This is a genomic window from Fuscovulum blasticum DSM 2131, assembly GCF_003034965.1.
Classification (GTDB): domain Bacteria; phylum Pseudomonadota; class Alphaproteobacteria; order Rhodobacterales; family Rhodobacteraceae; genus Pseudogemmobacter; species Pseudogemmobacter blasticus.
Map to the genome: position 1 here is coordinate 234,772 of NZ_PZKE01000001.1, position 21,565 is coordinate 256,336.

Here is a 21,565-nt window from a genome sequence, read left to right on the forward strand (position 1 = left end):
GGGTGGGTATGGAGCCGAGAAAAGGGCTTGGGCGCGGTCTTTCGGCGCTGATGTCGGATGTGAACCTGCGGCCGGAAAGCGAGGGTCCGCGCCGGGCCGATACGATTCTGCCGGTGGCGCGTCTGCGCCCGAACCCGTTGCAGCCCCGCAAGGATTTTGACCAGGGCGCGCTGGAATCGCTGGCCGATTCGCTGCGTCAGAAGGGCGTGATCCAGCCCCTGGTGGTGCGCCCGGTGGGCGACGATTACGAAATTGTCGCCGGTGAACGCCGCTGGCGGGCGGCGCAGATCGCGCAACTTCATGAAGTGCCGGTTGTCATCCGCGATCTGGACGACACCGAGGTGCTGGAAGTTGCGATCATCGAGAATATCCAGCGCGAAGACCTGAATGCCATCGAAGAAGCCCTTGGAATCAAGGCGTTGGTGGATAGGTTCGGTCATACGCAGGAGAAGATTGCCGAGGCGCTGTCGAAAAGCCGCAGCCATATTGCCAACCTGATGCGCCTTCTGGCGCTGCCGGATGAGGTGCAGGCCATGGTGCGCGCGGGCACCATCAGCGCCGGCCATGCCCGGGCGCTGATCGGCACGCCGGACCCGGTGGCGCTGGCGCGCAGGGTGGCGGTGCAGGGGCTTTCGGTGCGCGAAACCGAGAAACTGGTGCGCGAAAGTGGCCCGGCAGCCACCAAACCCATCCGCGACCGCGTTGATTCGTCCAAGGATGCCGATACGCGCGCGCTGGAGGGCGATCTTTCCGCGCATCTTGGCTTGTCGGTGAAGATTGATCATCGCGGCGAAGGCGGGTCGCTGACCATTTCCTATCGGTCGCTTGAAGATCTGGACCGGCTTTGCAATCTGCTGTCGCAGGCATCGGCCGGTCTGGCAGACTGAGTCAGGCCGAAAGTTCCAGAACCAGACGGTTCAGCAGCAGGCGGCCGGCTTCGGTTGTGCGAAGGTGGTCGCCGTCTTGCTGCAAAAGCCCGCCATCCAGCGCGGCTTCCAGTGCGCCGGCGTTCAGATCGCTGCCCGAAAGGGCGCGATACCGCGAAATGCGGGTGCCTTCCGACAGGCGAAGCGACATCATCAGGTATTCATCGGCCTGCGCGGCGGGAAGAAGAACCTCACGCGGGGTTTCGCCGCTGCCGGTATCGCGAACGGCGCGAAGCCAGACTTCGGGGTTACGATGCGTGCTGGTGGCATAGCGCGTTTGGCCCAGCGTCAGGCGGCCATGCGCGCCCGGGCCGATGCCGACGTAATCGCCCATGCGCCAGTACACCAGATTGTGCCGCGATTCCGAGCCTTCGACCGCATAATTTGAAACCTCATAGGCGGAAAGGCCGGCGCCTTCGCAGATTTCGCCGGTCATTTCATACATGGCAACGGCCAGGTCTTCATCGGGCAGGCCGCGCAACTTGCCCGCGCGGGCAAGGGCGCCGAAGGCGGTGCCATCCTCGATGGTCAATTGATACAGCGACAGATGATCGGGGCCACGATCCAGCAGTGAGCAAAGTTCGTATTCCCAGGCGGCAAGCGTCTGGTCTTGCCGGGCATAGATCAGATCTGCCGACACCCGGTCAAAGGTGGACCGGGCCAGATCCAGCGCCGCCAAGGCCTCGGCCGCGCTGTGCTGGCGGCCAAGGCGGCGCAGATCGTCATCATTCAGGGCCTGCAGGCCCAGCGACAGGCGGTTTACGCCTGCGGCGCGATAACCGCGAAAGCGATCTGCCTCAACCGAGGTGGGGTTGGCCTCAAGCGTGATCTCGATGTCATTCTCGAACCGCCAGTGCCGCGAAATCCGGTCAAGCACCGCGCCAACCAGCGACGGGTCCATCAACGAAGGCGTGCCGCCGCCGAAAAACACCGACCGCAGGATGCGACCGCCGGTTTCGGCTGCGGCGCGGTCAAGTTCGGCCAGATAGGCGGATTGCCAGTCCTGCTGGTCGATCCTTGTGCGGACGTGGCTGTTGAAATCGCAATAGGGGCATTTGGCCTTGCAGAACGGCCAGTGCAGATACAGCGCAAAGCCGCCGGCCTGCCAGTCTTCGGGCTGTTTCACGTGAAACACTTGGCAAGCATACGCGCGACAGCCTGCCCGCGATGCGAGATCGCGTTCTTTTCGGCAGCCGACAGTTCGGCAAAGGTGCGGGTCTGGCCGTCGGGCTGGAACATCGGGTCATAGCCGTGGCCATCCTGCCCGCGACGGGGCCAGACCAGACGCCCGGGGGCAGTGCCTTCAACCCATTCGTCATGCCCATTCGGCCAGGCCAGAACCAGCGTGCAGCGGAACTGCGCCGTCCAGGGTTGCGGATGGCCTGCCAGCGCGGCATGGGTCTTTTTCATCGCGTGAACGAAGTCGCGCCCGGTGGGGGTGGTGGCCCAATCGGCAGTATAGACGCCCGGCGCACCATCCAGCGCGTCAACCGTCAGGCCGGAATCATCGGACAACGCGGGCAGGCTGGTGGCCCGCGCGGCGGCATGGGCCTTGATCCGCGCGTTGCCCAGGAAGGTGGACTCGGTCTCCTCCGGCTCGGGCAGGCCAAGGTTGCCTGCCGAGGTGCAGGTGATGCCCAGCGGCGCCAGAAGCTGGGCGAATTCGTCCAGCTTGCCGCGATTGTGCGTGGCGATCACCAGTTGCGTGCCGGAGAAGCGCCGGGTCATTCGGTCAGCGCCTTGCGCTGCACCAGAACCAGCGCCTCGATCCCGCGGTCTGCCAGCGCCATCAGCGCCGTCAGGTCGGCGGTGGTGAAGGGCGCGCCTTCGGCCGAGGCCTGAACCTCAACCAGCTTGCCGCGGCCGGTGATCACGAAATTGCCATCGGTGCCGGCGACCGAGTCTTCGTCATAATCCAGATCCAGCACAGGCTGGCCGGCATAGATGCCGCAGGACACGGCGGCGACGTGATCAAGGATCGGGTCCGAGGTGATCAGGCCCTTTTCCCGCAGCTTGTTGATGGCCAGCCGCAGGGCGACAAACCCCCCGGTGATTGAGGCGCAGCGGGTGCCGCCATCGGCCTGGATCACATCGCAGTCGATGACGATCTGGCGTTCGCCAAGTGCGTGCCGATCCACCACTGCCCGCAGAGCGCGACCGATAAGGCGTTGAATTTCCTGCGTTCTTCCGCTCTGCTTGCCGGTGGCAGCCTCACGCTTGCTGCGGGTATGCGTGGCGCGGGGCAGCATCCCGTATTCGGCGGTAACCCAGCCCATGCCGGTGTTCCGCAGGAATTGCGGGGGCTTGTCCTCGACCGAGGCGGTACACAGGACGTGCGTTCCGCCCATGCGGATCAGGCAAGACCCTTCCGCATGGCGGGTGACGCCGGTTTCAATCGTGACGTGGCGCAGTTCATCAAGGGCGCGGCCGGAAGGGCGCATGATCCATCCTTTCAGGGTTTCGGCCAGATACCCCCCAGCGGCCAACCCATGCAACCCCGATTGACGCCGCGCGTCTTGCACCCTTTATTCAGGATGTGCCCGGAGGGCAGGAATGCAGAACGGATCGCGATTGCTGACAGAAATGACCGACCGCTCACGCGAGGTGTTCCGCCGCGTGGTGGAAGGCTATCTGACGACCGGAGAGCCGGTCGGTTCGCGCACGCTGACCCGGACGATGACCGAACAGGTTTCCGCCGCGACCATCCGCAACGTGATGCAGGATCTGGAGTTTCTGGGCCTGCTGGACAGCCCGCATGTTTCGGCCGGGCGGGTGCCCACACAGGCGGGGCTGCGGCTGTTCGTGGACGGGTTCCTGGAAATGGGCGGCCTTGCCGCCGAGGACCGCGAGCGGATCGACGCCACGCTGACGCAGAACGATCAGGATGTGGCGGTGCTGCTGGATCATGTGGGATCGGCGCTGTCGGCGCTGACGCGGGGGGCCAGCATCGTGCTGGCGCCCAAGCATGAATCAGCCCCGATCCGGCATATCGAGTTTGTCAGCCTGTCGCCGGAACGGGCGCTGGTGGTGCTGGTCTTTGCCGATGGTCAGGTGGAGAATCGCCTGTTCCTGCCGCCGCCCGGCCAGACGCCCAGCAGTATGCGGGAGGCGGCGAATTTCCTGAACGCCATGGCCGAAGGCAAATCGCTGGAAGAACTGCGCCGGTCGATCGGGGCCGAGATCGTTCAGCGGCGGCAAGAGATTGATTCGCTGGCGCGGGAACTGGTGGAAAGCGGGCTGGCCGTCTGGGAAAATGCCGGGCTGTCGTCCGAACGGCTGATCGTGCGGGGCCGGTCCAACCTGCTGGAGGCCACGAATGAGGCCGACGTGGACCGCGTTCGCACCCTGTTTGATGACCTGGAACGCAAGCGCGACATCGCGGAATTCCTTGAACTGGCCGACGAAGGCGACGGCGTTCGCATTTTCATCGGGTCCGAGAACAAACTCTTCTCACTTTCGGGTTCAAGTCTCGTGGTTTCTCCCTATATGAACGCCGAGCGGAAGATTATCGGCGCCGTCGGCGTGATCGGCCCCACGCGGCTGAATTACGGACGGGTCGTTCCGATTGTGGATTACACGGCGCAGCTTGTGGGGCGGATGGTGTCCGACCGCGGGCGGGGCTGAGACCGAGAGAGACGAGGAAAGACGTATGGCGCAGGACGAGGCCAAGGCCGCCGAGGCTGTGGAACAGGAATTGCCCGAGAACACGGAGCCGGTGTCGGATGATCTGGCCCTGGAAGAAGAGCTTGTGGCCCTTCAGGCCGAGCGTGACGAATATCGCGACAAGTTCATGCGCGCCCTGGCCGAGGCGGAGAACACCCGCAAGCGCGCCGAACGCGACCGGCGCGAGGCCGAGCAATACGGCAGCACCCGGCTGGCCCGGGATCTGCTGCCGGTCTACGACAACCTGAACCGTGCGCTGGCCTCCATTCCCGAGGAAAGCCGCGCCGCTTCGGCAGCGCTGATCGAGGGGGTCGAGCTGACGCTGCGCGAGCTGACCAAGGTCATGGAAAAGCACGGCGTGACGACCATCACCCCCGCCGTGGGCGATGTCTTCGATCCGCAACTGCACCAGGCCATGTTCGAAGCGCCAGTGCCGGGCACCAAGGCGGGGCAGATCATCCAGGTGATGACCGAAGGCTTCATGCTGTACGACCGGCTGCTGCGGCCGGCGCAGGTGGGCGTTTCGTCCAACCCGGGCTGATGGGGGCAGCCGCCGGGGGCTTTGCGCCCCCGGACCCCCGCAGGATATTTTCAGACAGATGAAAGCGATCAGGTCAGAAGCGACCTGAGGTCGTATAGCGCCTTGAGCGCATCGATCGGGGTCATCTCGTCGGGGTGCAGCGCCTTGAGGCGTTCTTCCACGCCCGAGGTCTTTGGCGGCTTCGGGGCGGGGGCAGCCGGCGGTGCCGCGCGGAACAGGGGCAGGTCGTCAATCAGCGCGGCCTGCTTGCCACCATCCCGGTCGCCCTTTTCCAGCGCCTCCAGCACCACCTTGGCGCGTTCGATCACGCTGTGCGGCAGGCCCGCCAGCCGGGCAACCTGCACGCCATAGCTGCGGTCGGCGGCGCCTTGTCTGACTTCGTGCAGGAAGATCACCTCACCATCCCATTCCTTGACGGTGACGGTGGCGTTTTCCACGCCCGGCAGCTTGCGCGCCAGGGTGGTCATCTCATGGTAGTGGGTGGCGAACAGGGCGCGGCAGCGGTTGACGCCGTGCAGGTGTTCCAGCGTGGCCCAGGCGATGGAAAGCCCGTCCCAGGTGGCGGTGCCGCGGCCGATTTCATCAAGGATCACCAGCGCGCGGTCATCGGCCTGGTTCAGGATGGCGGCGGTTTCCACCATTTCCACCATGAAGGTTGACCGGCCGCGGGCCAGATCGTCGCTGGCACCGACGCGGCTGAACAACTGGCTGACAAGGCCGATGCGGGCGCTGCGCGCGGGCACATAGGCCCCGGCCTGCGCCAGCAGCGCGATCAGCGCGTTCTGCCGCAGGAAGGTGGATTTACCCGCCATGTTGGGGCCGGTCAGCAGCCAGATCGCGGGTGTGCGGTCTTCGGTCAGGGCGCAGTCATTGGCAACGAAGGTTTGCCCGGCGCGGCGCAGGGCGCGTTCCACCACCGGGTGGCGGCCGCCTTCGATGGCGAAGGCGTGGCTGTCGTCAACCTGCGGCTCGCACCAGTCTTCGGCCACGGCCAGTTCGGCAAAGGCGGCGGCAAGGTCAATCTCGGCCAGGGCGCGGGCGGCGGTGCCGATGGCGCCGGCTGCGGCCAGAATTTGCTGTTTCAGGCCGTCATAGTGACGCTTTTCGATCTCGACCGCGTGGTTGCCTGAATTCAGGATGCGGGTTTCCAGTTCGGACAGCGCCAGCGTGGTAAAGCGCACCTGTCCCGCCGTGGTCTGGCGGTGAATGAACAGATCGGGCTGGGCGCGCATCCGGTCTTCATGCGTGGTTGTGACCTCGATGAAATAGCCAAGCACGTTGTTGTGCTTGATCTTCAGCGAGGGCACGCCGCTGCGGTCGCTGTATTCGGCCTGCAACCGGCCGATCACGCCGCGGCCTTCGTCGCGAAGCTGGCGGGTTTCGTCCAGTTCGGCATCGAAGCCCGGCGCGATGAAGCCGCCGTCGCGCACCAGCAGCGGCGGTTCCGCCACCAGCGCGCGGGTCAGCAGATCAACCAGCGCGTCATGGCCAACCAGCGCCGCGCCCGCGCGCGACAGCAGCGGCGGCGCTTCGGCCACGCGGGCGGCAATGTCGCCCGCCTGCGCCAGACCGGCGCGGATGGCGGCCAGGTCGCGCGGGCCGCCCCGATCCAGCGCCAGACGTGACAGGGCGCGGTCCATGTCGGGAACGCGGCGCAGCAGGTCGCGCAGGTCATCGCGCAGGCGGGGCTGGTCGATCAGGTGGCGCACGGCGGCCAGACGGGCGTGGATCGTGGCCAGATCGCGCGAAGGCGCAGACAGCCGCCGGTCCAGCAGGCGGGCGCCGGCGGCGGTGACCGTGCGATCAACTGCCGCCAGAAGCGAGCCTTCGCGGCCGCCTGACAGCGCGGCGGTCAGTTCAAGGTTGCGCCGGGTGGCGGCGTCGATCTGCATGGCGCCGCCGGGCGTTTCGCGCACCGGGGGGCGCAGCAGGGGCAGTTTCCCGCGCTGCGTCAGATCAAGGTAATCGACCAGCGCCCCCATGGCCGAAAGTTCGGCCCGGGTGAAGGTGCCGAACCCGTCCAGCGAGCCGGTTCCGTACAACGCGCAGAGCCGCTTTTCCGCACCTGCGCTGTCAAAACTGGCGCGGGCCAGTGGCGTGATCGCGGCGCCGGTGTCTTCGACCAGCGTCGCCAGGTCGCGGTCTCGGGTTTCGCTGACCAGCACCTCACGCGGGGCCAGCCGGGCCAGTTCGGGCGACAGCCGGGCCAGCGGGCAGGGCATGACGCGCAGTTCCCCGGTGGAAATGTCGGCCCAGGCCAGCGCCGCCTCGTCCCGAACCTCGGCCCAGGCGACCAGGTGGTTGGGGCGGCGGGCTTCCAGCAGCGAATCCTCGGTCAGGGTGCCGGGGGTGACAAGGCGCACCACATCGCGCCGCACGACCGATTTCGAGCCGCGCTTGCGCGCTTCGGCCGGGTCTTCCATCTGTTCGCCGATGGCCACACGAAAGCCCTTGCGGATCAGCGTCAGCAGATAGCCTTCGGCGGCATGGACGGGCACGCCGCACATGGGGATGGGTTCGCCCAGATGGAAGCCGCGTTTCGTCAGCGCGATGTCCAGCGCCTCGGCGGCGGCCACGGCGTCATCGAAGAACATCTCGTAGAAATCGCCCATCCGGTAGAACAGCAGCGCGCCGGGATTCTGGGCCTTGATCTCAAGGTATTGCGCCATCATCGGCGTCACGGCGTCTTCGGTCATGCGTCCCCCCTTGGGTCTGCCGAACCTACAAAAGCGGGGCTGCGGCGAAAAGGCTTCATTCGCACCTTTTCAGGTTGATCCGCCGGGTCTATGACCCACGAATTCGCACACAGGATGGCCCCCTGATGACCCGTTCCAAGACCACGCCCGAAGAGGCGCTGCTGTATCATTTCGAACCGACCCCCGGAAAATACGAAATCGTCGCGTCAAAGCCGATGGCAACGCAGCGCGACCTGAGCCTGGCCTACAGCCCGGGCGTGGCGGTGCCGGTGCTGGCCATCGCCGAGCGGCCCGAGACGGCCTATGACTATACGGTCAAGGGCAACATGGTGGCGGTGGTGTCGAACGGCACCGCCATTCTGGGGCTGGGCAACCTGGGCGCGCTGGCGGGCAAGCCGGTGATGGAAGGCAAGGCGGTGCTGTTCAAGCGGTTTGCCGATGTGAACGCCATCGACATCGAGCTGAACACCGAAGACCCGGACGAAATCATCAAGGCTGTCCACCTGATGAGCTGCACCTTCGGCGGCATCAACCTTGAAGACATCAAGGCGCCGGAATGTTTCATCATTGAAAGCCGGCTCAAGGAAATCTGCGACATCCCGGTGTTTCACGATGATCAGCACGGCACCGCGGTGATCTGCGCGGCCGGCATGATCAACGCGCTGGAGATCACCGGCAAGAAGATCGAGGATTGCCGGATCGTGCTGAACGGCGCGGGGGCGGCGGGCATCGCCTGTCTGGAATTGCTGAAATCCATGGGCGCACGGCATGAAAACTGCATCATGTGCGATACCAAGGGCGTCATCTGGCAGGGTCGCCCCGATGGCATGAACCAGTGGAAATCGGCCCATGCCGTGAAAACCGACCTGCGCACGCTGGAAGAGGCGATGGTGGGCGCCGATGTGTTCCTGGGTGTCAGCGCCAAGGGGGCCGTGACGCCCGAAATGGTGCGCAGCATGGCGGAAAACCCGGTGATCTTTGCCATGGCGAACCCCGACCCGGAAATCACCCCGGAAGAGGCCCATGCTGTGCGGGCTGATGCCATTGTGGCAACCGGGCGCAGCGATTACCCCAACCAGGTGAACAACGTCCTGGGCTTTCCCTACCTGTTCCGGGGGGCGCTGGACATTCACGCCCGCGCCATCAACGACGAGATGAAGATCGCCTGCGCCCGCGCGCTGGCCGCCCTGGCGCGGCAGGACGTGCCGGATGAGGTGGCCATGGCCTATGGTCGCAAGCTGAGCTTTGGCCGCGATTACATCATTCCCACGCCGTTCGATCCGCGGCTGATCTACACCATTCCGCCCGCCGTGGCGAAGGCGGGCATGGATACCGGCGTGGCCCGCCGCCCGATCATCGACATGAAGGCCTATGAGGCCGGGCTGAAGGCCCGGATGGACCCGACCGCGACGCTGTTGCAGGGCATCCATGCCCGCGCGCGGCAGGCGCAGGCCCGGATGATCTTTGCCGAAGGCGACGATCCGCGCGTGCTGCGGGCGGCCGTGGCCTGGCAGCGCAGTGGTCTGGGCAAGGCGCTGGTGGTGGGCCGCGATCAGGATGTGAAGGACAAACTTGAATCGGTCGGTCTGGGCGATGCCGTGCGTGAGCTTGAGATCGTCAACGCCGGCAATTCCCGCCACCTCGATGCCTACAAGGACTTTCTCTATCAGCGCCTGCAACGGCAGGGCCATGACCGGGAGGATATTCACCGGCTGGCGGCGCGTGACCGGCATGTCTTCGCCTCGCTCATGCTGGCGCATGGGCACGGGGACGGGCTGGTGACGGGCGCCACGCGCAAGTCGGCCCATGTGCTGAACCTGATCAACACCGTTTTCGACGCTTCGGCCACGGCCGGGGCGGTGGGGGTGACGGCCTTGCTGCACAAGGGGCGGATCGTGCTGATCGCCGACACGCTGGTGCATGAATGGCCGGATGAGGAAGATCTGGCGACCATCGCCACCAAGGCCGCCGGCGTGGCCCAGAACCTTGGGCTGGAACCGCGCGTGGCCTTTGTCAGCTTCTCGACCTTCGGCTATCCGGTCAGCGAGCGCGCCACCAAGATGCACCGCGCCTGTTCCGTGCTGGAAAAGCGCGGCGTCAGCTTTGAATTCGATGGCGAGATGACGGTGGACGTGGCGCTGAACATGCAGCGCATGGCCGCCTATCCGTTCTGCCGGCTGACGGGCCCCGCGAACATTCTGGTGGTGCCGGCGCGGCACTCGGCCTCGATCTCGGTCAAGCTGATGCAGGAAATGGCGGGGGCCACCGTGATCGGGCCAATCCTTACCGGCGTGACCAAGCCGATCCAGATCTGTTCGACCGGGGCCACGGTGAACGACATCCTGAACATGGCCGTGATGGCCGCCTGCAAGGTGGGGTAGGCGGCCGTTTCGTCAGGCTAGAAGCGATAGTTCAGCCCAACCTTCACGCTGGTGTGGCTGGGGGTTGCTTCTGTCGTGACGGGGCCGAAGGTGCGGGTTTCCTTGCCCAGGCTGATGTATTCCAGCTCTCCCGTCAGCGACCAGTCGGTGTTGATCGCCTTTTCGATGCCAAGCCCGGCGATATAGCCGGTCGTCTTGTAGTCGGCGGCCTGACCGTTCAGCCGATAGTCGATGCTGGCGCGCGCAACGCCAAGGGTGCCAAAGATCAGGAGGTCATTTTCGGTGACAAAGCCGGTCTTGAAGCGAAGGGCCAGAAGATCCGTTACCGTGGATTCGCCGGTATAGGCCACCCCATCGACCACGCCGCTTGCGCTGTCGGAAATGTCTGCGGCCGAGAAGCCCAGTTCCGGGCCGAACACCAGCCCGCCGCGCTGCCAGCGATAGCCGATCCGAAGCCCGGCCTCTGCGCCCGAAACCGAGATGTCACCGGCGTCTCCCAGCAGGGTGCCGCTGATCGCATCGCGGATGCCAAGCCGGTCATCGCCATTGAAGCCATAGCCAAGTGTGGCGCCGGCATAAAGCCCGGCCCAGTCTTCCGCGGGCGCGGGCGCGGGCGCGGTCACGGGCGCGGTCACGGGCGCGGCGGGTTCGGGGGCGGTGGCAAGGCCGCCTGCAAAGGCAGGTGTCAGACCGCAGGCGATCACGACAAGAGGCTGGGCAATCTGTTTCAGGAAAAGCATGGCCATGTCCTCTCCGGTTGCATCGCGGAATGGTAACACGACTTTATCTTGTGGAGAACCAACAAAAAAGCGCGCACATCCCGCGATGTGCGCGCCTTGATTTCAGCTTGATTTCAGCCGCCGAAACGCGGCGCGGTCCGATCAGAACCTATAGTTCAGACCAACCTTGACGTTGGTGTAGGACGGAGTCGCCTGGGTCGAGATATCCTCGAAAATGCGCTCTTCCTTGCCAAGGCCGACATATTCCAGTTCGCCGGTCAGCGACCAGTCGGTGCTCAGCATCTTTTCAACGCCCAGACCCAGGATGTAGCCCGTGGTCTTGTAGTCGCCGACAAGGCCGTTCAGCCGATAGTCAACATCCGCACGGCCGATGCCAAGGGTGCCGAAAACCATCAGGTCGGGCTGGGCGACATAGCCGGTCTTCAGGCGCAGGGCGAGCAGGCTGTTGACCTGGGATTCGCCGGTGTATTCGACATTCGCGACGGTCGCCGTCACCGTGTCCGAAATATCGCCGCCTTCATAGCCCAGTTCCGGCCCGATCACCCAGTTGCCGGTCTGCCAGCGATAGCCGATCCGCAGGCCGGCATTGGCGCCGGAAACCTTCAGGTTGTCGGCATCGCCAAGGAATTCGCCGCTGGCCACATCGCGGATGCCAAGACGGTCATCGCCGTTGAAGGCATAACCAAGCGTGGCACCAACGTAGAGGCCCGACCAGGCTTCAACTTCGGCAGGGGTTTCCGGCACCGGGGTGATCACCGGCTCCATCACAGGCTCAGCCATACCGCCGGCCAGCACAGGGGCAGCGGCCGAGACCAGAAGAGCAGCGGTGAGGGGGAGGAGGGAGATGGAACGTTTCATCTTGTCGCACTCACTAAACAGAAATTCATACGCCTTGAGGTAGAGGGTCATCCCCAAGAAAACAAGACCGCAGGCCAACGCCTGCGGATTCCGGCCCATCAAAGGTGACACATATGCAACGGTTGCCGGGCCACCGAAGCGGGGCCCGGCTGCAAGCGCAAGGTTCAGCCGAACCGTGCGTTGCGCGTTGCGATCAGCTTCAGACGCAGGGCGTTCAGGCGGATGAAGCCTTCGGCATCCTTCTGGTCATAGGCGCCGGCGTCTTCTTCAAATGTGACGTGCTTTTCGCTGTAAAGCGAATGGTCCGACCAGCGGGCCACGGTGCGGGCGCTGCCCTTGTACAGCTTCACCCGTACGGTGCCGGTCACATGTTCCTGCGTCTTGTCGATCAGGGCTTGCAGCGCCTCACGCTCGGGGCTGAACCAGAAGCCGTTGTAGATCAGCTCGGCATAGCGCGGCATGATGCTGTCTTTCAGGTGGCCCGCGCCGCTGTCCAGCGTGATCTGTTCAATCCCGCGATGCGCCTCAAGCAGGATGGTGCCGCCGGGGGTTTCGTAAACGCCACGCGACTTCATCCCGACGAAGCGGTTTTCCACCAGGTCCAGAATCCCCACGCCATGCTTGCCGCCCAGTTCGTTCAGCCGGGTCAGAATGGTGGCGGGCGACAGGAGTTCGCCGTTGATCGCCACGGCATCGCCCTTTTCGAAGGTGATTTCCACCATCTCGGCCTGATCGGGGGCCTGTTCCGGCGGCACCACGCGCTGCAGAACGTAATCGGGGAATTCCTCGGCCGGATTCTCCAGCACGCGCCCTTCCGACGAGGTGTGCAGCAGGTTCGCGTCCACGCTGAACGGCGCTTCGCCGCGCTTGTCCTTGGCGATCGGAATCTGGTTCGCCTCGGCAAACTCCAGCAGCCGGGTGCGGCTGGTCAGATCCCACAGCCGCCAGGGCGCGATGACCTTGATCGCCGGGTCCAGCGCGGCGGCGGACAGTTCGAAGCGAACCTGATCGTTGCCCTTGCCGGTGGCGCCATGGGCCACGGCATCTGCGCCGGTTTCATGGGCGATGCGCACCAGATGCTGGCTGATCAGCGGCCGCGCGATCGACGTGCCCAGCAGATACAGCCCCTCATACAGCGCATTGGCGCGGAACATCGGGAACACGAAGTCGCGGACGAATTCTTCGCGCACATCGACGATGTGAATGTTCTCGGGCTTGATGCCCATCAGCTCGGCCTTCTTGCGGGCCGGCTCCAGCTCTTCGCCCTGGCCCAGATCGGCGGTGAAGGTCACCACTTCACAGCCATATTCGGTCTGCAGCCATTTCAGGATGATCGAGGTATCGAGGCCGCCCGAATAGGCGAGGACGACTTTCTTCGGCTTCAGCATCTGCCGCTCCTGCACTGAATTCTTGCCTGCGCGTCTATTGGGTTTCGGCCCGGCAAACAAGACCAGTTGGCCCCGCCGACGGGGCGCTGTAGGGTCGCCCGCATGACCGATTTTCCCAGCCTTGCCCGCGCCGCCACCGAAGCCATCCGCGACCTGTTCCCGGAAACCCCTTTGCAGCGCAACGAACACCTGTCCGCGCGTTATCAGGCCGACATCTGGCTGAAGCGCGAGGATCTGACGCCGGTGCGCAGCTACAAACTGCGGGGCGCCTTCAACGCCATGCGCAAGGTGCGGGCGAAAAACCCCGGGCAGGGGCAGTTCGTCTGCGCCAGTGCGGGCAACCATGCGCAGGGCGTGGCCTTTGCCTGCCGGCATTTCGGCGTGCAGGGCACCATCTTCATGCCGGTGACAACCCCGCAGCAGAAAATCGACAAGACCCGCATCTTCGGCGGGCCGAATGTCACGGTGGAACTGACCGGCGACTATTTCGACCAGACGCTGGCCGCCGCCCAAAGCTGGTGCCATGAGCGGGGCGCGCATTTCCTGGCCCCGTTCGACGACCCCGATGTGATCGAAGGGCAGGCCAGTGTGGCGGTGGAAATGCTGGAACAGCTTGGCCGCGCCCCCGATGTGGTGGTGCTGCCGGTGGGCGGTGGCGGTCTGGCCTCGGGCGTCACGGGATACTTGCGCGATGTGGCACCCGACACGCGGTTCCAGTTCGTCGAACCGCTGGGCGGGGCCAGCCTGATGGCGGCGCTGGAACATGGCGGCCCGGTCAAGCTGCCGCGTGTGAACAGCTTTGTCGATGGCGCGGCCGTGGCGCGGCTGGGCGATCTGACCTGGCGCCGGCTGGATTGGGTGCGCCCCGAACAGGTGCATCTGGCGCCGGAAGACCGGGTCTGCGTGACCATGCTTGAAATGCTGAACGTTGAAGGCATCGTGCTGGAACCGGCGGGTGCGCTGTCGGTGAACATCCTGCCCGAGATTGCGGCGCAGATCCGGGGCAAGACGGTGGTCTGCGTCACCTCGGGCGGCAACTTCGATTTTGAGCGGCTGCCGGAAGTGAAGGAACGTGCACAGCGCTACGCCGGGCTGAAGAAATACTTCATCCTGCGAATGCCGCAGCGGCCGGGCGCATTGCGCGAATTCCTGTCGATGCTGGGCCCGGAAGACGACATCGCCCGCTTTGAATACCTGAAGAAATCGGCGCGGAACTTCGGCTCGGTCCTGATTGGCATCGAAACCAAGAGGGCCGAGAACTTTGCCCATTTCACCGGCCGGATGGACGCCGCCGATTTCAGCTATCGCGACATCACCAATGACGAAGCGCTGGCCGAATTTCTGATCTAGGCGGCGCTGCCCTGGGCCAGCGCGCCCAGAAAGCGGCGTTTCGAGGCCTCATACAGGCTGGCGACGCGGGGCAGGTTGACCTGATTTCCCCGGCCCGCGGCGGCCAGCTTTTCGCCCGACTGGCACAGCATGGCCAGATCGGAAAGGCCAAGGTTCAGTGCGCTGCCCTTCAGGAAATGTAGATCAGCCTCAAGCCCGGCGGATTGGCCGGCGGCAATGCGGCGGACAACATCATCCGCCTCTTCCAGAAACACGGTGACAACCTCGGCCAGATCGTCATCGCCGATCTCGCCGCGCAATTCGTTCAGTCTGTCCCAGTCGATCATGGCATCCCCTGGCCCGCACACCCGGCGCCAAGGCTTCCATCTGTCGATTAACAAGCGGTAAGCCCGCGCAGGCCGGACGCGGGCAATTTTACGCTTCACCGCCGCTTAACCTGCCGCCGCCACTGTCGGCCGTGAAACAGCAGCGGATAGCGGATGGCGCAGGATCAGAACCCAAGGCGGCAGGGCCACCTGGCCAGCGAAACCCCCGGTCTGCCGGCGCGGGTGCTGGTGGTGGATGACAGCCGTGCCCAGCGGCAGCTTCTGGCCATGTACCTGCGCCGCTGGGGGTATGAGGTGATGCAATCCGCCTCGGCCGAAGAGGCGCTGGCGCTGTGTTCGGCGGTTGCCGTTGATGTGGTGATCAGCGACTGGATGATGCCCGGAATGACCGGCGTGGAATTCTGCAAGCGATTCCGGGCGCTTCCGCGCGACGGATACGGGTATTTCATCCTGCTCACCTCAAAATCCGAAACATCGGAAATCGCCGATGGGCTGGAAGCCGGGGCCGATGATTTCGTTCCCAAGCCCGTGAGCAGCGAGGAATTGCGTGCCCGGTTGCGGGCCGGGATGCGGATCATCTCGATGCAGGCCGAGCTGGTGGAAAAGAACCGGGTGGTCGCCCAGACCCTGGAAGAATTGCAGCGCCTGTATGATTCGCTTGACCGCGATCTGATCGAGGCGCGGAAGCTGCAACAGACGCTGGTGCGCGACAGGTTCCGCGATTTCGGTCGCGCCACGGTCAGCCTGATGATCCGGTCCGCGGGTCGGGTGGGGGGCGATCTGGTCGGCTGCTTCGCGCTGGATGACCGGCGGATCGCCGTCTATTCGGTTGATGTCTCGGGGCATGGCGTCGCCTCGGCCATGATGACGGCGCGGCTGGCGGGCTATCTGTCCGGCGCGTCGCCCGACCAGAACCTTGCCTTTCAGGCGTTGCCAGATGGCGGGCGGGCGGTGCGGTCGCCGGCGCGGCTGATGGCCGAATTCAACCGCCTGATGCTGGAAGAGCTGCAGGTCGAACAGTACTTCACCATGGCCTATGCCGAGCTGGATCTGGAAACCGGCGTGGCGCGGCTGGCGCAGGCGGGGCATCCGCATCCGGTGCTGTTGCGCGCCGATGGCGGGGTTGAGCGTGTCGGTGCCGGTGGCCTGCCGGTGGGGCTGATTTCCGGCGCAGGGTATGAGGATACCCAAGTGACCCTGCGGCCGGGCGACCGGCTATTCCTGATGTCGGACGGCATCACCGAATGTCCCGGCAAGGGCGGTGCCGAACTGGGGGAAGACGGGCTTGCGCAGATGCTGGCGCGTCTGGCCGATCTGGATGGTCCTGCGCTGCTGGAATCGCTGGTCTGGGATCTGGCCCGCCACGCCGGCACCGACCGGCTGCCGGATGATGTGTCAGGCCTGATCCTGCTGTTTCGCGATCAGCCCAGCAGCCCCGCCAGCATGGCCCGGTCGCCGGGGGTGGACAGAACGCCCACCGCCTGATGCGCCGGCAGCCAGACGGCGGTATGCCCGGCCTCTGTCGGCGGGCCGCGGCGCAGCACGGGATGCGCCAGATAGATGGTGCATACCTTTTCAGCCCACAGGTCATACTCGGGCATGTATGTAAAGCGTCGGTAGGCGCCCAGGCGGCGATCAATGCGGATCGACCAGCCGGTTTCCTCAAACACCTCGCGGTGCAGGGCGGCGATGGGGTGTTCGCCCTTGTCGATGCCGCCGCCAGGAAGCTGGTATTCTGGAATCGGCTCTGCCTGATGGGTGGCCAGCAACTGATCGCCGTCCAGCAGGATGGCATAGACACCGGGGCGGCGGCGGTATCTTTGCCCCGGACGAACCGGCTCACCATAACGACGGATCATAGGGGGCCTCTTGGTGCGGAAGGTCGGTGCCTCTATATAGCCACGGATTGCCAGACATGGCCGTGCAAGGAAACCCCCCGATGACGCTTGGCGCACAACTCGCCTGGGATGATACCGTCCTGCCGTTCCAGCTTGACCAGTCCGGTATTCGCGGACGGGTGGCCCGCCTTGACGGGGTGCTGGAGCAGGTTCTGAAACAGCATGACTACCCGCCGCTGATCGAGGCGCTGGTGGCCGAGGCGGCGTTGCTGACGGCGCTGATCGGCCAGGCGATCAAGCTGCGCTGGAAACTGAGCCTGCAGATTCGCGGTAACGGCCCGGCCCGGCTTATTGCGACCGATTACTATGGCCCGCAGGCCGATGGTGAACCGGCCCGCATCCGCGCCTATGCCAGCTATGACGCCGAGGCGCTGGATCTGACCGCCCAGCCGTTCAGCCAGATCGGGGCCGGCTATCTGGCGGTGATGCTGGATCAGGGCGAAGGCATGGTGCCCTATCAGGGCTTTACCCCCATTGCCGGGGGCAGCCTTTCTGCCTGTGCAGAGACGTATTTCGCCCAGTCCGAGCAGATTCCGACCCGGTTTTCGCTGAGCTTCGGCCAAAGCACCGAACCCGGCCGCGTGTCGCACTGGCGGGGCGGTGGGGTGATGCTGCAGCACATGCCGCAGACGGGGGGCGTGGCGGCGGAAGGCGGTTCGGGCGAGGGCGGGCTGCTGACACATGCCGACATCCTGTCGGGTGAGGCGTCGGAAGACTGGAACCGCGCCAACCTGCTGCTGGATACGGTTGAAGAGATGGAGCTGATCGGCCCGACGGTGGCGCCGACCGAACTGCTGGTGCGGCTGTTCCATGAAGAAGGGCCGCGCGTGTTCGATGCGCAGCCGGTCCGGTTTGGCTGTTCCTGTTCGGAAGACAAGGTGCGCAACACCATGTCGATCTACAGCCAGAAGGACATTGCCAAGATGACGGCGGCGCATGGCATGGTGACGGCCGATTGCCAGTTCTGCGGCGCGCATTACGAGCTGGACCCCAAGACGCTGGGCTTTGAGGGCAAGAATGGATGACGAGGCCCGCCTGCGCCGTGCCCTGGCACGCCCCGCGGGCGAATCGTCCGACTTTGACCTGAACCCCGCCATCCGCCTGCCTGAAGGCCGCAAGTTGCGGTCCGCGGCGGTGCTGGTGGCGGTGCAGCCCGTTCCGCAGGGCGCGCGGCTGATCCTGACCAAGCGCGCGTCGCATCTGAAACACCACCCGGGGCAGATTTCCCTGCCCGGCGGCAAGCAGGACCAGACCGACGCCAGCCTTCAAGCCACCGCCCTGCGGGAAGCCCGGGAAGAGGTGGCGCTGCCCCCCGACGCGGTTGAAATCCTTGGCGCCCTGCCGGCGCATGAAACGGTGACCGGCTTCAGGGTAACGCCGATCCTTGCGCTGGTGCGGCAGCCCTTCATTCCGGTGCCGGAGCCGGGCGAGGTTGAGGAAGTGTTCTCGGTTCCGCTGGCGCATGTGCTGGACCGCAGCCGCTATGCCATCGAAGGGCGGCGTTGGCAGGGGCAGGTGCGGCGCTACTATGCGGTGCCCTGGGGGCCGTATTACATCTGGGGCGCCACGGCGCGCATCCTGCGCGGGCTGGCAGAGCGGGCGGCGGAATGAAGGTAGCGGGCGACTGGCTGGCGCATGAGGGGACGCAGGCGCTGTGCACGGCGCTGGAAACCGTTGGTCACCGGGCGCTGTTCGTTGGCGGCTGCGTGCGCAATGCGCTGCTGGGCGTGCCGGTGGCCGATGTGGACATTGCCACCGATGCGCGGCCTGAAACAGTGTCTGTTATTGCGGAAAAGGCCGGATTTCGGGTTGTGCCGACCGGCATTGACCACGGCACGGTGACGGTGATCGCCAAGGGCGTGCCGCATGAGGTAACGACCTTCCGCCGCGATGTGGAAACCGACGGGCGGCGCGCGGTGGTGGCCTTTTCGACCCGGATCGAGGAAGACGCCGCCCGGCGCGACTTCACCATGAACGCGCTTTATGCTGATCGCCGCGGGGCGGTGATTGACCCGCTTGGTGGGTTGCCTGACCTGCGGGCGCGGCGGTTTCGGTTTGTCGGCGATGCCGAAGAGCGGATCAGGGAAGACTATCTGCGCATCCTGCGGTTCTTCCGGTTTCACGCGCAATATGGCGACCCCGATCAGGGTCTGGATGCCGAGGGTCTGGCGGCCTGTGCGGCCCTTTCCGCAGGAATAGAGACGCTTTCAAGAGAGCGGATCGGGGCCGAGATGCGCAAGCTGCTGGCTGCACCCGACCCTGCGCCGGCCGTTGCGGCGATGGCGGCGGCGGGCGTGTTGGCGCAGGTTCTGCCGGGGGCCGACCCGCGGATGCTGGCGCCGCTGGTGCATCTGGAGGGGCAAGAGCCGATCCGCTGGTTGCGGCGGTTGGCGGTGTTGGGCGGCGAGGGAGCGACGGAGGCGCTACGCCTGTCGCGGGCCGAGGCGCGCGATCTGGCGGCCCTGCGCACGGCCCTTGGCGGCACGGATGGCCCGGCGGCGCTGGGCTGGCGTCTGGGGGCGGTCGGCGGGGCCGATGCCGTGCTGGCCCGGGCGGCAAGCCTTGGGGTGCCGCCGCCCGACGGGTGGCAGGCCGAGGTGGCGCGCGGGGCAATCGCGCGGTTTCCGGTCAGCGCCGCCGATCTGGCGCCACTGGCGGGCGCGGCTTTGGGGCGCCGGCTGAAAGAGCTGGAAAGCCAATGGCTTGCGGGTGGTCTGCGCGCCGGAAAGAGCGATCTGCTGCGCTGACCCTGCCGGTGCGCGCCGGTTTCGGCGTGACAAGCCGCAAAATCCGCGTTACGACTTCAGCGAGCAAACAGAAGGAAAGCAACATGGAGAACGGGAATAACCGAAACCTGACCTGACAGGTTCGAAACCCGTTCGGGCGGCCTGTCTTTCGCCGCCAAGCCATTCCATGTTTGCTGAAGTTCTGGAGCTTCCCCCATGTTTTCCTTCTTTGAAAACCTCGTGGACCCTTATGGTCCTTACGAGCAGACCGATACCCCGCCGCGCAAGCTGTGGCCCTTTCTGGCCGAATACATGCGGCCGTTCCGCAAGGTTTTCGCGGTTACGGCTGTGCTGTCGGTTGTGGCGGCCTTCGCCGATGTGGCACTGCTGTGGTATCTGGGCCGGCTGATCGACCTGATGGCGGCCACCGGGCCGGCGGCGTTTCTGGCCGACCACGGGGTCGAGGTGGGGCTGGTTGCGCTGGCGGTGCTGGTGCTGCGGCCGATGATCCTGGTTGGCAACGTGGCGCTGCTGCACAACACCATTCTGCCGAACTTCGGCACGATGATCCGCTGGCGGTCACACCGCCATGTGATCCGTCAGCCCGTGGGCTGGTTCGAGGGCGATTTCGCCGGGCGGATCGCCAACCGGATCATGCAGACGCCGCCCGCTGCGGGCGATGCGGTGTTCCAGACCTTTGATGCCATGGCCTTTGCCAGCGTCACGGTGATTGGCGCGGGCATCATGCTGGCCGATGCCGACCCGCGGCTTCTGCTGCCGCTGGTGATCTGGTTCCTGCTCTATGGCGCATTGGTGCGCTGGACCGTGCGGCGTGCCGGTCCGGCGTCGAAGGCCAGCTCGGATGCGCGGTCGGCGGTGACGGGGCGGGTGGTGGATGCCTATTCCAACATCCACTCGGTCAAGCTGTTCGCGCATCACGATCAGGAGCTTTCCTATGCGAAAGAGGCCATCGAACATGCCCGCAGCACCTTTGCGCAGGAAATGCGGATCGTCACCAAGATGGATCTGGCGCTGACGCTGCTGAACGGCTTTCTGATCGTTTCGGTCACCGGCTGGGCGGTGGCGCTTTGGGTGCAGGGATCGGCCACGGCGGGCACGGTGGCGGCGGCGACGGCGCTGGTGCTGCGGCTTAACAACATGACCTACTGGATCATGTGGGCCTTCACCTCATTGGTGCAGGCGCTGGGCGTTGTGCAGGAGGGGATGGAAACCATCGCCCAGCCGGTGACGCTGGTCGATGCCCCGCAGGCGAAACGACTGGATTTCCAGAAGGGCAAGGTCGAGATTCAGGGTGTCAGCCACCATTATGGCCGTGGGTCCGGCGGGTTGCAGGACGTGTCGCTGACCGTGCGGCCGGGCGAGAAGATCGGGCTGATCGGCCGATCGGGGGCGGGCAAGTCCACTTTGGTCAAGCTGATGCTGCGGTTCTACGACTGCGAAAGCGGCCGCATCCTGATTGACGGGCAGGACATCGCGCAGGTTACGCAGGAAAGCCTGCGCTTGCAGATCGGCATGGTGCAGCAGGATTCGTCGCTGATGCACCGTTCCGTGCGCGAGAACATCCTGTATGGCCGCCCCGATGCCGGCGAAGAGGCGATGATTGCGGCGGCGAAGCAGGCCGAGGCGCATGATTTCATTCTGACGCTGGAAGATCCCGAAGGCCGCAAGGGCTATGACGCGCATGTGGGCGAACGCGGGGTCAAGCTGTCTGGCGGGCAGCGGCAGCGGGTGGCGCTGGCGCGGGTGATCCTGAAGGACGCGCCGATCCTGATTCTGGACGAGGCGACCTCGGCGCTGGACAGCGAAGCCGAGGCGGCCATTCAGGAGGCGCTTTATGGCGTGATGGAGGGAAAGACGGTGATCGCGATCGCGCACCGGCTTTCAACCATCGCGGCGATGGACAGGATCGTGGTGCTGGACGGCGGCCATATCGTTGAAGAAGGCAAGCACGCCGAACTTCTGGCGAAGAACGGGCTTTACGCCCGGTTCTGGGCGCGGCAGTCGGGTGGTTTCCTGGGCGAAGACGCCGAAGAGGCCGCGGAGTGAGACGG

General features: G+C 65.3%; 19 protein-coding genes. 10 read left to right on the forward strand and 9 right to left on the reverse strand.

Annotation, left to right across the window (positions count from 1 at the left end):
• The first annotated feature begins 8 nt into the window (after positions 1–8).
• Positions 9–887 (forward strand): ParB/RepB/Spo0J family partition protein, encoded by an 879-nt coding sequence (locus C5F44_RS01135; protein ID WP_107671652.1) that lies wholly within the window; start codon positions 9–11, stop codon positions 885–887.
• A 1-nt stretch (position 888) separates the two neighbouring features.
• On the opposite strand, the gene hemW is transcribed toward C5F44_RS01135, so the two are convergent.
• From hemW to rph, 3 genes are read right to left on the reverse strand one after another with little or no spacing between them, the layout of a single operon-like run.
• The gene (gene hemW, locus C5F44_RS01140) at positions 889–2,052 is read right to left on the reverse strand and encodes a radical SAM family heme chaperone HemW (RefSeq protein ID WP_107671653.1); all 1,164 of its coding nucleotides are present in this window, start codon (positions 2,050–2,052) and stop codon (positions 889–891) included.
• Positions 2,049–2,654: an RdgB/HAM1 family non-canonical purine NTP pyrophosphatase gene (gene rdgB, locus C5F44_RS01145; protein WP_107671654.1), complete on the reverse strand. Its 606-nt coding sequence runs from the start codon at positions 2,652–2,654 to the stop codon at positions 2,049–2,051. The genes hemW and rdgB overlap by 4 nt, the downstream gene beginning before the upstream one ends.
• Positions 2,651–3,367, reverse strand: a complete 717-nt coding sequence (rph, locus tag C5F44_RS01150) for a ribonuclease PH (RefSeq protein WP_107671833.1) — start codon at positions 3,365–3,367, stop codon at positions 2,651–2,653. The genes rdgB and rph overlap by 4 nt, the downstream gene beginning before the upstream one ends.
• A 112-nt stretch (positions 3,368–3,479) precedes the next feature.
• On the opposite strand from rph, the gene hrcA reads away from it, so the two are divergent.
• A complete protein-coding gene (gene hrcA, locus C5F44_RS01155; RefSeq protein ID WP_107671655.1) occupies positions 3,480–4,550 on the forward strand; it encodes a heat-inducible transcriptional repressor HrcA in 1,071 nt (356 codons plus the stop codon).
• A gap of 25 nt (positions 4,551–4,575) precedes the next feature.
• The gene (locus C5F44_RS01160; protein WP_107671656.1) at positions 4,576–5,130 is read left to right on the forward strand and encodes a nucleotide exchange factor GrpE; all 555 of its coding nucleotides are present in this window, start codon (positions 4,576–4,578) and stop codon (positions 5,128–5,130) included.
• Positions 5,131–5,198: 68 nt separating this feature from the next.
• Here the strand turns inward: C5F44_RS01160 and mutS are convergent, their stop codons facing one another.
• Positions 5,199–7,826, reverse strand: coding sequence for a DNA mismatch repair protein MutS (gene mutS / locus C5F44_RS01165; RefSeq protein ID WP_107671657.1), 2,628 nt, complete (start codon positions 7,824–7,826; stop codon positions 5,199–5,201).
• Positions 7,827–7,951: 125 nt separating this feature from the next.
• On the opposite strand from mutS, the gene C5F44_RS01170 reads away from it, so the two are divergent.
• On the forward strand, positions 7,952–10,207 hold the full coding sequence (locus tag C5F44_RS01170; protein WP_107671658.1) for an NADP-dependent malic enzyme: 2,256 nt from the start codon (positions 7,952–7,954) through the stop codon (positions 10,205–10,207).
• A 17-nt stretch (positions 10,208–10,224) separates the two neighbouring features.
• Here C5F44_RS01170 and C5F44_RS01175 read toward each other — a convergent pair whose 3' ends face one another.
• The 3 genes from C5F44_RS01175 to C5F44_RS01185 all read right to left on the reverse strand — a co-directional run bounded on the left by C5F44_RS01175 (position 10,225) and on the right by C5F44_RS01185 (position 13,193).
• Positions 10,225–10,953, reverse strand: a complete 729-nt coding sequence (locus C5F44_RS01175) for an outer membrane protein (protein ID WP_107671659.1) — start codon at positions 10,951–10,953, stop codon at positions 10,225–10,227.
• Between the two features lie 135 nt (positions 10,954–11,088).
• A complete protein-coding gene (locus C5F44_RS01180) occupies positions 11,089–11,727 on the reverse strand; it encodes an outer membrane protein (protein WP_181318139.1) in 639 nt (212 codons plus the stop codon).
• Between the two features lie 242 nt (positions 11,728–11,969).
• Positions 11,970–13,193, reverse strand: a complete 1,224-nt coding sequence (locus tag C5F44_RS01185; RefSeq protein WP_107671661.1) for an argininosuccinate synthase — start codon at positions 13,191–13,193, stop codon at positions 11,970–11,972.
• A 102-nt stretch (positions 13,194–13,295) separates the two neighbouring features.
• Between C5F44_RS01185 and ilvA the strand changes: the two genes are divergently transcribed.
• On the forward strand, positions 13,296–14,543 hold the full coding sequence (gene ilvA / locus C5F44_RS01190) for a threonine ammonia-lyase IlvA (protein WP_107671662.1): 1,248 nt from the start codon (positions 13,296–13,298) through the stop codon (positions 14,541–14,543).
• Here the strand turns inward: ilvA and C5F44_RS01195 are convergent.
• Positions 14,540–14,869 carry an Hpt domain-containing protein gene (locus C5F44_RS01195; RefSeq protein ID WP_107671663.1) on the reverse strand — a complete coding sequence of 110 codons (330 nt, stop codon included), beginning with the start codon at positions 14,867–14,869 and terminating at the stop codon, positions 14,540–14,542. The genes ilvA and C5F44_RS01195 overlap by 4 nt on opposite strands.
• Before the next feature lie 153 nt (positions 14,870–15,022).
• Between C5F44_RS01195 and C5F44_RS01200 the strand changes: the two genes are divergently transcribed.
• Entirely contained in the window at positions 15,023–16,354 is a 1,332-nt protein-coding gene (locus C5F44_RS01200; protein ID WP_107671664.1) for a PP2C family protein-serine/threonine phosphatase, read from the forward strand.
• Here the strand turns inward: C5F44_RS01200 and C5F44_RS01205 are convergent.
• On the reverse strand, positions 16,291–16,728 hold the full coding sequence (locus C5F44_RS01205) for an NUDIX hydrolase (protein WP_107671665.1): 438 nt from the start codon (positions 16,726–16,728) through the stop codon (positions 16,291–16,293). The two genes, C5F44_RS01200 and C5F44_RS01205, sit on opposite strands and share 64 nt — an antisense overlap.
• 80 nt (positions 16,729–16,808) lie before the next feature.
• Here C5F44_RS01205 and hslO point away from each other — a divergent pair, with 80 nt between their 5' ends.
• The 4 genes from hslO to C5F44_RS01225 all read left to right on the forward strand — a co-directional run bounded on the left by hslO (position 16,809) and on the right by C5F44_RS01225 (position 21,560).
• The gene (gene hslO / locus C5F44_RS01210) at positions 16,809–17,792 is read left to right on the forward strand and encodes an Hsp33 family molecular chaperone HslO (protein ID WP_107671666.1); all 984 of its coding nucleotides are present in this window, start codon (positions 16,809–16,811) and stop codon (positions 17,790–17,792) included.
• Positions 17,785–18,378 (forward strand): CoA pyrophosphatase, encoded by a 594-nt coding sequence (locus tag C5F44_RS01215; RefSeq protein ID WP_107671667.1) that lies wholly within the window; start codon positions 17,785–17,787, stop codon positions 18,376–18,378. Before hslO ends, C5F44_RS01215 begins: the two co-directional genes overlap by 8 nt.
• Positions 18,375–19,514, forward strand: a complete 1,140-nt coding sequence (locus tag C5F44_RS01220; protein WP_107671668.1) for a CCA tRNA nucleotidyltransferase — start codon at positions 18,375–18,377, stop codon at positions 19,512–19,514. The genes C5F44_RS01215 and C5F44_RS01220 overlap by 4 nt, the downstream gene beginning before the upstream one ends.
• 195 nt (positions 19,515–19,709) lie before the next feature.
• The gene (locus tag C5F44_RS01225; RefSeq protein ID WP_107671669.1) at positions 19,710–21,560 is read left to right on the forward strand and encodes an ABC transporter ATP-binding protein; all 1,851 of its coding nucleotides are present in this window, start codon (positions 19,710–19,712) and stop codon (positions 21,558–21,560) included.
• Positions 21,561–21,565: the final 5 nt, after the last annotated feature.